This window comes from Nonlabens sp. (genome assembly GCF_051251825.1).
Lineage (GTDB): Bacteria > Bacteroidota > Bacteroidia > Flavobacteriales > Flavobacteriaceae > Nonlabens.
Map to the genome: position 1 here is coordinate 1 of NZ_JBPOGG010000013.1, position 14,967 is coordinate 14,967.

At 37.9% G+C, this 14,967-nt stretch carries 11 protein-coding genes; all 11 read left to right on the forward strand.

The window, feature by feature from the left end:
- The first annotated feature begins 84 nt into the window (after positions 1-84).
- The 11 genes from ACSHWW_RS12460 (at position 85) to ACSHWW_RS12510 (ending at position 14,943) form a co-directional block, all read left to right on the forward strand.
- Complete coding sequence (locus ACSHWW_RS12460) at positions 85-1,290, forward strand: acetyl-CoA C-acyltransferase (RefSeq protein WP_435682791.1); 1,206 nt, start codon at positions 85-87, stop codon at positions 1,288-1,290.
- A gap of 56 nt (positions 1,291-1,346) precedes the next feature.
- Positions 1,347-3,680 carry a hypothetical protein gene (locus tag ACSHWW_RS12465; protein WP_435682792.1) on the forward strand — a complete coding sequence of 778 codons (2,334 nt, stop codon included), beginning with the start codon at positions 1,347-1,349 and terminating at the stop codon, positions 3,678-3,680.
- 210 nt (positions 3,681-3,890) lie between these two features.
- Complete coding sequence (gene paaZ / locus ACSHWW_RS12470) at positions 3,891-6,428, forward strand: phenylacetic acid degradation bifunctional protein PaaZ (RefSeq protein ID WP_435682793.1); 2,538 nt, start codon at positions 3,891-3,893, stop codon at positions 6,426-6,428.
- A gap of 139 nt (positions 6,429-6,567) precedes the next feature.
- Positions 6,568-6,882 (forward strand): GIY-YIG nuclease family protein, encoded by a 315-nt coding sequence (locus ACSHWW_RS12475; RefSeq protein WP_435682794.1) that lies wholly within the window; start codon positions 6,568-6,570, stop codon positions 6,880-6,882.
- Positions 6,883-6,989: 107 nt separating this feature from the next.
- On the forward strand, positions 6,990-7,742 hold the full coding sequence (locus ACSHWW_RS12480; RefSeq protein ID WP_435682795.1) for an enoyl-CoA hydratase/isomerase family protein: 753 nt from the start codon (positions 6,990-6,992) through the stop codon (positions 7,740-7,742).
- Positions 7,742-8,341, forward strand: a complete 600-nt coding sequence (locus ACSHWW_RS12485; RefSeq protein ID WP_435682796.1) for a transferase hexapeptide repeat family protein — start codon at positions 7,742-7,744, stop codon at positions 8,339-8,341. The genes ACSHWW_RS12480 and ACSHWW_RS12485 overlap by 1 nt, the downstream gene beginning before the upstream one ends.
- A 229-nt stretch (positions 8,342-8,570) precedes the next feature.
- Positions 8,571-9,392: a hypothetical protein gene (locus tag ACSHWW_RS12490; RefSeq protein WP_435682797.1), complete on the forward strand. Its 822-nt coding sequence runs from the start codon at positions 8,571-8,573 to the stop codon at positions 9,390-9,392.
- Between the two features lie 96 nt (positions 9,393-9,488).
- A complete protein-coding gene (locus ACSHWW_RS12495) occupies positions 9,489-10,826 on the forward strand; it encodes a dihydrolipoamide acetyltransferase family protein (protein ID WP_435682798.1) in 1,338 nt (445 codons plus the stop codon).
- 118 nt (positions 10,827-10,944) lie between these two features.
- Entirely contained in the window at positions 10,945-11,190 is a 246-nt protein-coding gene (locus ACSHWW_RS12500) for a GIY-YIG nuclease family protein (protein ID WP_435682799.1), read from the forward strand.
- A gap of 149 nt (positions 11,191-11,339) precedes the next feature.
- Complete coding sequence (locus tag ACSHWW_RS12505; protein WP_435682800.1) at positions 11,340-13,442, forward strand: alpha-ketoacid dehydrogenase subunit alpha/beta; 2,103 nt, start codon at positions 11,340-11,342, stop codon at positions 13,440-13,442.
- Positions 13,443-13,455: 13 nt separating this feature from the next.
- The gene (locus ACSHWW_RS12510; protein ID WP_435682801.1) at positions 13,456-14,943 is read left to right on the forward strand and encodes a hypothetical protein; all 1,488 of its coding nucleotides are present in this window, start codon (positions 13,456-13,458) and stop codon (positions 14,941-14,943) included.
- The last annotated feature ends 24 nt before the right edge of the window (positions 14,944-14,967 follow it).

A 14,967-nucleotide genomic window follows, 5' to 3' on the forward strand; every position in this document is an offset into this window, starting at 1 on the left:
ATCCACTAATCCACTAATCCACTAATCCACTAATCCACTAATCCACTAATCCACTAATCCACTAATCCACTAATCCACTAATCCATGAACACATACATAATTGACGGAGTTCGTACACCAATAGGAAACTACAAAGGAACCCTATCAACAATACGACCAGATGACCTTGCTGCACATGTTATTAAAACCATAGTGGAAAGAAATCCAAATATCCCGACAGATGCTTATGCCGATGTGATTATGGGTTGTGCCAACCAAGCAGGAGAAGATAATCGTAATGTAGCACGTATGGCTGGATTGCTTGCAGGATTGCCTGTCACTGTACCTGGAGAAACAGTGAATAGATTATGTAGTTCTGGATTGAGTGCTATTGTTCATGCGCATAGAGCGATACAAGCTGGAGATGGAGACGTATTTATATCTGGCGGAGTAGAGAATATGACTCGTGGACCGTTGGTAATTGCAAAACCGAGCAGCGCTTTTGGAACAGATTCAATGATGTATGATTCTAGTTTTGGATGGCGTTTTGTCAACCATAAAATGGCCGAAATGTATGGTGTAGACGGAATGGGAAACACTGCCGAAAATCTTGTAGAAAAATATACAATTTCACGTGAAGATCAAGATGCATTTGCCGCATGGTCCCAACAAAAAGCGGCGGAAGCGCAACAATCAGGAAGACTTGCAAAAGAAATCGTTGCTGTAGAAATACCACAACGTAAAAAAGATCCTATCATCTTTAAAGATGACGAGTTTATAAAACCTACAACGACTAAAGAAGTGCTTGCAAAACTACGTCCAGCTTTTAAAAAAGAAGGTGGATCTGTAACTGCAGGAAATTCAAGTGGTCTAAATGATGGTGCAGCTGCAACCATAATCGCAAGTGAAGATGCAGTAAAAAAATACAACTTAAAACCTATCGCTAGAGTCGTGAGCAGTGCGGTAGTAGGAGTAGAACCTCGTATTATGGGTATAGGTCCAGTAAAAGCGAGTAATAAAGCACTAGAGAAAGCTGGATTAACTATGGCAGATATGGATGTCATCGAATTAAATGAAGCCTTTGCATCACAAGCACTAGCCTGCACCAGAGCTTGGGGACTTAATGATGATGATCCTCGCTTAAATCCTAATGGTGGCTCTATTGCCATAGGTCATCCGCTAGGTGTGACAGGAGCTAGACTTGCTTATAGTGCTGCTTTAGAACTGCAATTGACAGGAAAAAAATATGCATTGATTACTATGTGTGTAGGTGTAGGACAAGGTTATGCAATGGTGATTGAGAATGTATAGTAGGATTTATCACATTTATTAATCTTGATAACCTATTTTTATAATAAATGATTCAAATGATTAGAATAGTGTTTTTTGTAATCCTAGCTTTTATCCATTTAGGAGTGGATGCGCAACAGCCTGTAGACTCTATTAAGTCAAAATATCAACGGTACAATGCGATACCTAATGAAATAGTTCATTTACATTTAAACAAATCTGCTTTTATCAAAGGTGAGGATGTAGGTTTTACAGCTTATGTTTTTGATAGGAAAAATAAAAAACCATCACTTCTTACTAAAAACTTACATTGTCAACTTACAGATGAAAAAGGAAACGTCGTAAAGTCTAAACTAGTACAAGTAAATAACGGCTTTGCTAGCAATACATTCAGATTAGATTCTACAATGAACCTTGGTGTTTATAGAGTAAAGGCGTTTACTAACTTCATGCGTAATTTTGATGATCCGCATTACTTTGAAACTACGATAAAGATTAATGATGAGAACGCTGCAGCTGTTGTAGAAAAAGAAGATGTTGTCTCACAAGTAGATGTTCAGTTCTTACCAGAAAGTGGTCACTTACTATCTGGAGTTAATAATGTATTAGGTGTTATTGCAAAGTCTAAAAACCGTGCTTTTGAAATAACAGATGGAATTATCTTAGAAGATGGATTACCTATTACAGATTTTAAAACTTCTCAATTGGGTATAGGAAGATTAAACTTAATTCCTAAACCAAATGCAAAATATACGGCAAAGTACTCATGGAATGGTGTTGAGCATACAGCGATTCTACCGGCAATCGATAAACTCGGTATTATTGTTAATTTAAGAGCAGCTGGAGATAAAGTAATCGTTGTTTTAAGAGCAAATGATGCATCTGTAGCAAATTTTAAAAACCAAGATTATCATCTTTCAATCCACAATGGTGAGAAAATGCAAGTGATTCCAGTTAAGATTATTAAAAACGAAACCATTCTTGCAGCTCCATTTGATCAATTAGGATATGGAGTAAATGTTTTTACATTATTTGATTCAGATGGTAATCCCATTGCTGAGCGTTCCTTCTTTAATTATAATAAATTACCCTTACTTGAATTAGCTTCTAGTGATATGAAGGTCGTATATGATTCTGTTGAGGTTTCAATGAAAATAAAATCTAATCTCAAAGATATAGATACAGTGAATAATTTTAGTGTCTCAGTTGTTCCATTAACATCCATGGCGATTAATGAAAGAAATAATGTGGCTGTGAGTGCTTTATTACGTCCATTTGTAAAAGGATATATCGATAACCCTTCTTATTATTTCAATGATATTAATCGTGAAACAAAGTATGAGATGGATAATTTAATGCTCACTCAGGCTTGGTCTGGTTATGATTGGGCTCAAATTTTTAATAGAACACCACAATTTAATTACCTTTTTGAATTGGGTATATCGATGAGTCTTAAGACAAATAACTTAAAAGATAAACGCTTTATGCTTTATCCTTTAGAGCTATCAAACACACAATTGATAGACATTGATAATGAAGAAGGAGAAGTACTTCTCACTAACTTATTTCCATTAGAAAATGAGAAAATCGAGCTAAGTGTTATGAATAAAAAAGGCGGCGTGTCTAAGCCTAAAGTAGCTTTAGGTTTTTTGCCTAATAAAACGCCCGTTTTTAAAAAGTATAAGGAAGTAAATGATTTTGATATTCCTAGTATTTATAAAAATAATGATAAACCGTTATTTGATCGTAAAGCTCAAGAACTTAATGAAATATTACTCGTAGTTGATAGAGATGAGGTACGCAGGGATTCTATTAAATCTAGAGCAATGGGAATCATAGATTATTTTACAGACGAGGATAGAGCGCGCACCGTTGATTTTCAAACTTATCTAGCAACTTTAAGTTATGATACTTATGTTGAAGGAGGATTACTCAAAGTAATAACTCGTAGCGCAGCGAGAGGAAATCCGACCTTTGTCATTGACAGTGTCATCTATAATGACCCAGGTATACTGGCCAGTTTTGAAGTGAATACTATAGACTTTGTAGAAATTGATCGAACAGGTCGTTATAATGGAAGATATTTTGGAGGAGATATTATTAAGATCACAACAGATCCTTCTTTGCGCTTTAAAAGTGCCAGTAATAAAAATACCACAAAGTACGATGTCCCGTTGAAATTTGCTGTTACTCGCTCTTTCTATATTCCAGCATATAACGATTATGAAGATGAGGCGTTTAAGAAATTAGGCGTTATTGCCTGGGAAGGAAATTTACAGTTGGATAAAAATGGTAATCTCTCATTTACCTTTCCGTATCGAGGCATAGAAAATTATAAGGTCATTGTAGAAGGTGCTGACGTTGATGGGCAACTTATTTCTAGCATACTTGATGTTCCAGTGAAAAGGTAAAACTTTGTTTTCGTTAATGTATTAAAATTAAAGATTACAGCAATTTTAATATTAGTTGGATTCAACTAACAGCTGTTAGTCTTTCCACTTGCTTTTTGTATTTTCGTAAGGTCTTTATGTTCTCGCTTTCAATTTGCTTTAGGAAATTGAAGTTTATGCTGAACTTGATTCAGTGCGAAAGCGTAATTACAACAATTTTACAGCAAGAATATGATCTTAGAAAGTTACATAAATGGCCAGTGGATTGCTGGTGAAGAAAAATCCACTCGTAGCATGTACGACGCTATAACTGGCGAGGTAATCGGTCTCACGAGCACGGAAGGATTAAACATCGCAAGCGCATTGCAATACGGTCGTGACCATGGGAAAGTCTTGAGAGACATGACGTTCCAGCAACGTGGTAACATGATTAAAAAACTGGCACTTTACTTAGAAAAACGTAAACGTCAATTTTATGATATCAGTTATAAAACTGGAGCTACTAGAGCAGATTCTTGGGTAGATATAGAAGGTGGTTTTGGGAACTTATTTGCAAACGCGAGTTTGAGAAAACTCTTTCCAGATCAATCCTATGCAGTAGAAGGCGATCCTATTGATTTATCTAAAGGTGGTCGTTTTATGGCGCATCACATACTTGTGCCACGCAAAGGAGTTGCAGTCCATATCAACGCATTTAACTTTCCAGTTTGGGGAATGTTAGAAAAATGTGCCGTGAACTGGATGGCAGGTATGCCAGCAGTAGTGTTGCCAGCACCTCAAACAGCCTTTTTAACAGAAGCCGTAGTACGCGAGATCATTAATTCAGGCATCCTTCCAGAAGGATCTTTACAGCTCTTAAGTGGTTTAACAACCAGCATTTTAGATACGGTAAATTCGCAAGACGTAGTAACTTTTACTGGTAGTGCCGCAACAGGTAGAAAACTAAAAGCACATCCACGATTGCTGGAAGAATCAGTGCCATTTACAATGGAAGCAGATTCTTTAAACTCATCGGTTTTAGGACCAGATGCTGTTCCTGGAACACCAGAATTTGACATCTTTGTAAAAGAAGTACGCAAAGAAATGACTTCTAAATCTGGACAGAAATGTACTGCGATAAGAAGGATTCTTGTTCCAGAAAACTTGATGGAAGACGTGCAAATCGCGCTAGGAAAACAATTGTCTAAAACCGTAATAGGTGATCCGTTATTGAGAGAAACTCGCATGGGTGCACTTATCAACCAAGATCAAAAAATCGCAGTACTTGAGCAAATCAGTAAAATTGCCAATACAGCAAACCTTGTTTACGGAAATCTCGATGCTGTAGAAATATTAGGTGATCGCGCGCAAAAAGGAGCATTTATGTCGCCTATTTTGATGCGGGAAGATCAGCCGTTTAAGAATACTGCCGTTCATGAAGTGGAATGTTTTGGGCCGGTTTCAACTTTGATGCCGTATAAGAATATCGATGAGGCGATTGAGTTGGCTCACATGGGTAAAGGCTCGTTAGTGAGCAGTGTAGTTACTGGTGATGACGCTTTCGCGAAAGCGTACACCATAAACGCTGCATCGTCACATGGAAGAATTTTAACATTGAACAGAGAAAGTGCACCGCAATCCACCGGTCACGGCTCACCATTACCATTACTGGTTCATGGAGGTCCTGGACGCGCCGGCGGCGGCGAGGAAATGGGTGGTTTGCGAGGAATCAAACACTACATGCAACGTTGCGCGGTTCAAGGAAGTCCGACTTCGTTAACCGAAATTACAGGAATTTATCAACCTAATGGTGCTTATAAAAAAGCAGAGAAGCATCCATTCTCTTACCATTATGAGGATATCAAGCCTGGAATGAGTTTGGAAACTCACAAAAGAACATTGACCGATAACGATATCCAGAATTTTGCAAACCTAACTTGGGATCATTTCTATGCACATACAGATATTACAAGTTTGGATGGTAGTATTTTCAAAAAACGCACCGCTCACGGTTATTTCATAATCAGTGCCGCAGCAGGACTTTTTGTCTATCCTAATAAAGGACCAGTAAGTGCTAACTACGGTCTGGAAGACATCCGTTTCTTGAGACCATTATATCATAATGATACGATTTATGTACGTTTAACTTGTAAAGAAAAACGTGAAAGAGACGTAGCTGGTCGTGAGCATCCATCGGGAATTGTAAAATGGTACGTTGAGGTTTTTGATGCAGAACCAGTAGATTATGAAAATGGAAAAACAGATGAAGAATCAGATGCGCTCGTTTGTGTAGCAACGATCTTAACGATGGTGGAAAAGAAACAAGCCGTTTTCCCGACCATTACTGAGGATTATATCAAGTCTGCGCTGTCCAATTTAACCGAGGATTCAAAACCTAATTGGGGAATGATGACGCCACAGCACATGGTAGAACATTTAGAAATGAGTTACCGTATTGCGAGTGGAGAAATTCAAGACTTTGACATCGCAACTCCAGAAGAATATCTAGAAAAAACAGCAGCAACTTTGTGGAACTTTGATAAAATGCCTCAAAACCACAAAATGCCTTTAATGAAAGATGGAGCACTAGAAGACTTAAAACACGCTGACTTAGAAACTGCAAAAGCTCAAATGCTCGAAGCTAGAAAAGAATACCTGGACTACTTTAAAAAGCATCCAAAAGCAACGACTAAAAATGCTGTTTTCGGAGAATTGAGTAAGTATGAATGGACGTTGTTGGAGAGGAAACATGTATATCACCATCTAACTCAGTTTGCATTAATTGACTAATCTAAGCCGCTCTGCAGCGACTTGATTTTTAGAAGGTTAAGCCGTCACAAAGCCAGTTGGTAAGTCAAGCCGTCGCAGGACGGCTTCGCTTCATATTAAATGAGAAGATTATTAAAAATTTATTTTCATAGTGAAAACAATGTACACCTACATCATGGCTCATATTAAAAACAAGCTTTTCTATGTAGGTGTTACTAATGATATCAAGCAACGTACGTTTGATCATAAAAATGCGACTTATAAAACACATACTGGACGATACAATATCAATCAATTAGTTTGGTTTGAGAAACATGTTGAACCACTAGAAGCTATCAAAAGAGAGAAATTGATTAAGAAGTGGAAACGAGAGTATAAAATTAATTTGATAGAAAGGATTAATCCTGAATGGATTGATTTATCTGAAGATTGGGATTTTACAGGGTATATTACGAGTAAAAAGAGATTTGAATAAACATTGAGATAAATAATAACCGAAGCCGTCCTGCGACGGCTTGACAATTAAAAGGTCAAGCCGCTGCAGAGCGCCTTCGATAGGTACAAACCCAAAAGGCATTTAAGATGACAGCACCTTACGTAAAAACAAACACAACAAACCAAATAACAACCATAGAATTCTTCCATCCAGCGCACAACTCGTTGCCAGGTGATATTCTTGCGCAACTAGCTCAAGCGATTACTGATGCTGGAATTGATAATGCTACTAAAGTGATTATCCTAAAATCTGGTGGAGAACGTACTTTTTGTGCAGGAGCTAGTTTTAAAGAATTGATTGCTATTAATGATGAGAAAACTGGCGAGGTTTTCTTCTCTGGTTTTGCAAATGTGATCAACGCGATGCGCAAGTGTCCTAAATTTATTTTAGGTCGCGTACAAGGAAAAACCGTGGGCGGTGGAGTAGGAGTTGCAAGTGCAACAGACTATTGTTTTGCAACAAAATTTGCGAGTATAAAACTTAGCGAACTTAACATAGGAATCGGACCATTTGTAGTTGGACCAGCTGTAGAGCGCAAACTTGGCTTGTCAGGAATGAGTCAAATCGCCATCAACGCAAACGAATTCTACTCACCAGAATGGGCAAAAAACAACGGTCTTTTTGCTGAGGTTTATGAATCCACTGAAGAAATGGACGCAGGGATTCAAGCATTTGCTGAGAATCTGTGCAACTATAATCCAGATGCCATGGCAGAGATGAAAAAAATCTTCTGGTCAGGTTGTGAAAATTGGGATCAATTACTTTTTGAAAGAGCAAAAATCTCAGGGAGATTAGTATTGAGTGAGTTTACGAAGGAGACGCTTAAGCGATTTAAATAATGGCAATTTACAGTTTCAAATCCCATATCCCAGTAATCCACAAATCCAGCTTTGTACATCCACAAGCTACGGTCATCGGTAATGTGATTATAGGTAAGAATTGCTATATAGGACCTAGTGCGGTGATACGAGGCGATTGGGGCGAGATCATACTAGAAGATGGCGTTAATGTGCAAGAGAATTGTACGGTTCATATGTTCCCAGGGAAAAGTATTACACTTAAGGAAGGTGCTCATGTAGGTCATGGAGCGATAATTCACGGTGCAAATCTAGGACGCAATTGCATGATAGGTATGAATAGCGTTATTATGGATGATGCCATCATCGGAGATGAGTGTATTGTAGGAGCTATGGCATTTGTAAAAGCTGAGGCTATTTTTGAACCTCGATCCTTAATCGTAGGTAACCCAGCCAAAAAAATTAAAGAAGTCTCTGATCAAATGGTCGCCTGGAAGACGGCAGGAACAAAATTATACCAACAACTTCCAGCCGACTGTCAGGAAACGATGAAAGAGGTAGAGCCACTCAGAGAAATTCCTGAAAATAGACCAGTACAAGAAGATTTTTATAAGACACTTCAAGAAATGAAGAAGAAATAAAAATTAAATCTTTCCTATATGAATTGTGGCCCGAGAATTTAATTGAAGTCACAATCTTTTTCTTTTACGTAATAATGTCTTTTCGCTCATTTGCGTCTAAGAAATTACCTAGTACTATCGATGAATTACATTAATACGTATTAAATCGGCCTTTTGTGAGCGTTCGTCTATGTTTATATGCTATATTTACTGAATAATTGTAACTCTTATTGTTTTCAAGGTATTGATTATGAGGCATGTTTTTCTGTTAGTAATTTTATTTTCTAGCTCTTTTTTAGTAGCCCAAGTTGGTATTAGTACTTCAACTCCAGAGGCAGCTCTTGACATAACTTCTACTGATTCTGGATTTCTACCACCTAGAGTGAGTTTAACTGGGAAGACTGATGTTACAACCATTTCTAATCCAACTGGAGCAGCACTAGTTAATGGAACTTTAGTATATAATACAGTAACTGCGGGAACAGGCTTTAATATTGTCTATCCGGGATACTATTACTGGAATGGAACCTTATGGGCAGAACTCATAACTACACAAAATACAGACACATATAATATACCGCGCTCAGCATATTTTAGACTCGATTCTGATTTGCCTCATTTTTTAAATACCACACCTGCAGGAACTACGCAATCAATTCCCATGACAGAGATTTTTAATGGATGTGGAACGTCAGATGGTGTGACGGCAAATGTGGCTATCAATTCAGCTGGTACACAACTGACATTTGCTCCAGGTGTTTATAGAATTGAATTTACATATGAGGCGACTCATAATAATGGTGTTTCATGCACGCTTTCTAGTTATTTTGTAGATTTCCCTGTTAATAATGTTTTTGCCTCACCCAACCATGCAAGAATCCATAGTACAGCTCCACATCTTTGGGGTGGGAATAGTTATCATGGAGGAACAATTTCTATAATCACACGAATTACCGCCAGCTATGCATGGGATATAGGGATAGGTAGAGGAGCAAGCGGTAATTGTTCGGGACCAGGTAATACTATGCGAGAACTTTCTACATTTATTTCGGTAGAACGATTAAGTGATTAGTCTTTTATTTATCTCGCTTTCGCGAAAGCGGAATTATCATGTCATTTTTACCACTAACAAGCGTTAGTTTCTTATTTTTATACCATGGCAAAGACTATGGATTTCATACTCCCAAAAATGGGAGAATCAATTACTGAAGGAACAATACTCAACTGGCTCGTTCAAGAAGGAGAAGCCTTTGAAGAAGGAGATATTCTCGTAGAGGTAGGAACTGACAAAGTCGATAACGAAGTTCCCGCTCCAGCAGCTGGAATAATGTCTAAACATTTATGTTCTAATGGTGACGTTGTTGAAATAGGTAGCGTTCTAGCACATTTTGAAAAGTCTGTTGGTTCTTCTAATAGTACGTCTAGCTCTAATACTATAGATTCCAAAAAGTCTAGCGAAAAGAAAAAGCAGATTCCGGATCACACTTCGACACAGCTCAGTGGAACAGTGCGGAATGACAATAAATTAAAAATTTCAAGTTCAAATTCAAATTCAATTTCGAGTTCGTTCGTAAATCAAGATCTTTTCGTTAGTCCATTAATCGATTCTATAGCACGTAAACATCATATTTCCTATGAAGAATTAGCGCGCATACCAGCAACAGGAATTGAAGGTAGATTGCGCAAGAGTGATGTCGTTAATTATATCAATGAAGGCAGACCGTTTCAATTTGCTCAAGCAGTATCAAATGAACCAGACCCTACAGCTTACCGCATTCCACAATTAAAGCTGGATAAAGGAACAGGTAAAATCATAGAAATGGATCGCATGCGTTCTATGATTGCAGACCATATGGTGTATTCTAAACATACTAGTCCGCATGTCACGGCTTATGTGGAGGCAGATCTTACTGATTTAGTAAACTGGCGAAATAAGAACAAAGCTCATTTTCAAGAAAAACACGGCGAGCGATTAACGTTCACACCATTATTTGTAGATGCTGTAGCAAGAGCAATCAAAGAATATCCTAATATTAACGCTAGTGTAGATGGGAAGAATATCATTGTAAAGGAAAATATCAATGTAGGAATGGCAACAGCATTACAATCTGGAAATTTAATTGTTCCTGTAGTAAAAAATGCTGATCAAAAATCCCTACAAGAAATAGCAGCTGATGTAAATCGCATGGCAAATCTGGCTCGTGAAAACAAATTAGGAGGAGACGATATCAAAGGTGGAACTTTTACTATTTCAAATGTAGGAACTTTTGGTTCACTCATGGGAACACCTATCATTAATCAACCAGAAGTAGCGATTCTAGCAACAGGAATTATCAAAAAACGAGCTGAGGTGATGACACGTGATGGCGTAGATTCGATAGAAATACGTAGTATGATGATGTTGAGTTTATCCTTTGATCATAGAGTGGTTGATGGGTTTTTAGGTGGAAGCTTTTTAAAGCAAGTGGCTTTGAATTTAGAAGTTGCACCAGATAGTGATTTTTAAAAAGTTGAATTTCCGCGCTCGACGCGGAAACTACTAGTTTTAACGCATGGCTGGATATGAGCACAAGTATTACGTCTATTTACTTTCTAATAAGAAAGATGGCGTATTATATCTATGAATGACAGATGATATAAAGCATAGAGCAGGACAGCATGAAGAAGAAAAGTATAAAAAGGCATTCTCAAAACGTTACCAAACTAAAAAGCTGGTCTATTTTGAAGAATATCAATGGGTTCAAGATGCCCAAGCGCGAGAGAAGAAGCTGAAGAAGTGGAAGCGGCAATGGAAAATAGACCTTATTGAAAAAGATAATCCAGAATGGCTAGATCTGGCCGAAAGTTGGTGGGATGAGGAGAATTATTGATTCCGCATCAAGTGCGGAAAGTCAGCCGCATTGCGTGTGGAAATCTAATAAAATTAGACTTGGAACATAGGTTTTCAAGTATATTGAGAAGGTATAATCAGATTCCGCATCAAGTGCGGAAATTCAAGCATATTAAAAGCTTAGTAATTATGAGCAATAATCAAACAGATTCCCACTTTCGTGGGAAATTGGAACAAGCATATAGAAACCTAACTACTGCCAAAGCTATGGCAGAACTCTACGAGGAGAACTTTAAAACGGTTTCTAAATACGTGCACGCGACCAGTCGTGGTCATGAGGTGATTCAAACCGCACTAGGAATGCAGTTATTACCGCAAGATTATGCATTTCCATATTACCGTGATGATGCGATGTTACTGTCCATAGGGATGAAACCTTATGATTTAATGTTGCAATTACTCGCCAAAAAAGACGATCCATTTTCTGGTGGACGCACCTATTACTCTCATCCATCATTAAATGATATTGATAAGCCTAAAATCCCGCATCAGTCCAGTGCTACTGGAATGCAGGCAATTCCAGCTACTGGTGTGGCTCTTGGCTTCCATTACCGTGAGAGTTTAACTCAAGAGCAACGTGATGCGATTGATTCAAATTCGAGTTCGAGTTCAAGTTCAGATTCTATCGTAGTATGTAGTTTAGGTGACGCATCTGTCACAGAAGGAGAAATTGCCGAAGCCATGCAAATGGCGGCTTTAAAGCAATTGCCTATTCTTTATCTAGTGCAAGATAATGGCTGGGATATCAGTGCAAATGCTGCTGAGACTCGTGCCCAAAACGCTGCCGAATATGCAGCTGGTTTTCATGGAATCGAAGCTATTTCTATAGATGGGACAGATTTTGAAGAAAGTTACAACACCTTAAATGAGGTGATTGAAAAGATAAGAACTGAACGCAGACCATTTTTGGTTCATGCTACGGTTCCATTATTAAACCACCATACGAGTGGTGTGCGTATGGAGTTTTACCGCGATGATTTGGAAGAGGCGAGAAGCCGTGATCCGTATCCACGTATGAGACAGTTGCTTCTCGATAATGGATTTAGTGAGCAGGATGTGGATGGGTATGACGCTTTCGCGAAAGCGGAAACCAAAAAAGCCCTTGAACTCGCATTACAACAACCAAATCCAGAACCAGCCGATTTATTCACACACGATTTTGCACCAACGCCTATCACAGAAGAAAAAGGAGAGCGATCTCCAGCAGGAGCAGAGAAAGTAGTGATGGTAGATTGTGCGCTGTTTGCGATTGAAGAATTGATGCGTAAACACCCAGAATGCTTGCTGTATGGACAAGATGTAGGTGGAAGATTAGGTGGAGTTTTTAGAGAGGCGGCAACGTTGGCACAAAAATTTGGCGATAATAGAGTATTCAACACGCCAATTCAAGAAGCATTTATAGTAGGTAGTACCGTAGGAATGAGTGCTGCAGGGTTAAAACCGATTGTAGAAGTACAGTTTGCCGACTATATATGGCCTGGATTAAACCAGCTGTTTACAGAGGTTTCTCGTTCTTGTTACCTGAGTAACGGAAAATGGCCAGTTTCAATGGTATTGAGAGTTCCCATAGGAGCTTACGGTTCTGGTGGACCTTATCATTCTAGTTCTATGGAAAGTGTGGTTTCTAACATAAGAGGTCTTAAAATCGCTTATCCATCAAATGGTGCCGACTTAAAAGGCCTTATGAAAGCGGCGTATTATGACCCAAATCCGGTGGTGATTTTTGAACATAAAGGATTGTATTGGTCTAAGGTTAAAGGAACAAAAGGTGCGACCAGTGTAGAACCTAGTGAAGATTATGTATTGCCATTCGGAAAAGCATGGGTATTACAAGAAATCTGGAAAAAAGAAGAAGAAGAAACCTTATCAATTATCACTTACGGAATGGGCGTACACTGGGCAATGAACGCTACAGAGCAGTTAGGTTTACAAGATCGAGTAGAAATAGTGGATTTAAGAACGCTACATCCCCTAGATTATGAGACGGTTTTTGCAAGTGTGAAGAAATGTGGTAAGTGTTTAGTAGTTACTGAAGAACCTAGTGATAATAGTTTCTCTCGTGCCTTGCAAGGTCGCATACAGGAAGAATGTTTTAAATATATAGATGCACCTGTTATGGTGATAGGTTCGGAAAATATGCCGGCTATTCCATTGAATTCAGTTCTTGAGGAAACGATGATTCCTAGCACTGAGAAAGTGAAAGTCAAGATTGAGGAGTTATTGAATTATTAAATGAAAGTTATAAATGTTCAAGAAAATCATCAGTTTTATAGAGTTAAAAACAATTCCATTTGATCTCAGGTCTTTAGGGCTTTTCAGGATATCTTTAGGTTTTGCGGTGCTTTATAATCTGATTTTTTATAGATTTCCGGCAGTAGGTATCTTTTATAATAACGAGTTGATTTCACCAGAAAAATCTGGTAATGATTATTTTGGGCCTAGTTTCCCGTTGTTCAGATTATTTGAGAATAATAACTGGTATTACTTTTTACTTAGTTTAATGACCGTACTCGTTGTGTTATTCATCATAGGATGGAAGACGAAATGGATCACACCAGTACTGTTTTTTATGTTTGCCAGTTTGGTGACTACTAACTCTTACCTGGCTCACGGTGTTGATTTTCTGGAAGAAGTAGCTTTGTTTTGGGCGATGTTTCTTCCGCTAGACCAAGCATTTACTTTGTGCAAGAGCAGGCAAGTGCCTCAAATTATTTTTGGGAAAATAGCTCACTTTGGGTTTCAATTTCAGTTGCTGCTCATTTACTTTTCGGCTTGGATCTTTAAAGATGGTGCTTTATGGCGTAATGGTAAAATACTAGAAATAGTATCTTATGATTTAATACATGCTAGGTCCATTTTACAAGAACTTGGAAGTTATCCTTTGTTATCACAAGTGTTTACTTATGCGGGTTTTTATCTTGAGGTTATCGTTTCTATACTGATATTGATTTCTATATTCCTTAAGAAAACTAGATTATGGACCTTAATATCAATCCTGTTATTACACGCCATCATGGCTGTATTTCTACATGTAGGTACGTTCTTTATAATTGGTTTAGCTTTTGGTCTATTGTTTTTACCTAGTAGTTTCTGGGATAAAATAGTATATAGAAAGAGTAGTGCTGGAATTCAAAATATTTATTCACGTCCTAATCGATCAAAAACGCATGTACTTGCAGGAATATTTATACTAGGTGTTCTTGCTTTTATCTTACAAGGTAATTTGCATCATTGGAGTAAGAATAGTTACTTAACTCCTGTCCTTTCTAAGGTTCCTTTTTATAAATACACCATAGGTTTAAAACTTCCAGATCCTGGGATCTTTACCGGAGTATGGCATCAAGTATGGGCTTTTTTCCCAAATAATCTTTACGATGATCTCGGCGATTTTATTTATGTAGGATATGATAATAATGGAGTCCCGTATGAACTCAGGACCGGAGAAGCGCTTTCATTTAAAGAAGTTGATGGTCAGGTATCAGTGACGCCTTTACCTAGGGCTTCTTATCATGGTGCTGAATTTACTTTTACAGTGTATTTAAAATTTTATCAAGATCGCTTTCCTAAATCAACTCAAGAAGGTATTCTTGAGTTGCAACTTGAAAAGTTTGAAAAAGAACATCCTGAGGTTCAAATCTCTAAAACCGAATTATGGAAACTACAACGTTTCCATAAATTTGAAAACGAAAAATTAGTAATCAAGGATTCACTTTACAGATTACTACCTGAGTGAACTCTGCATAAATAAAGTATAACA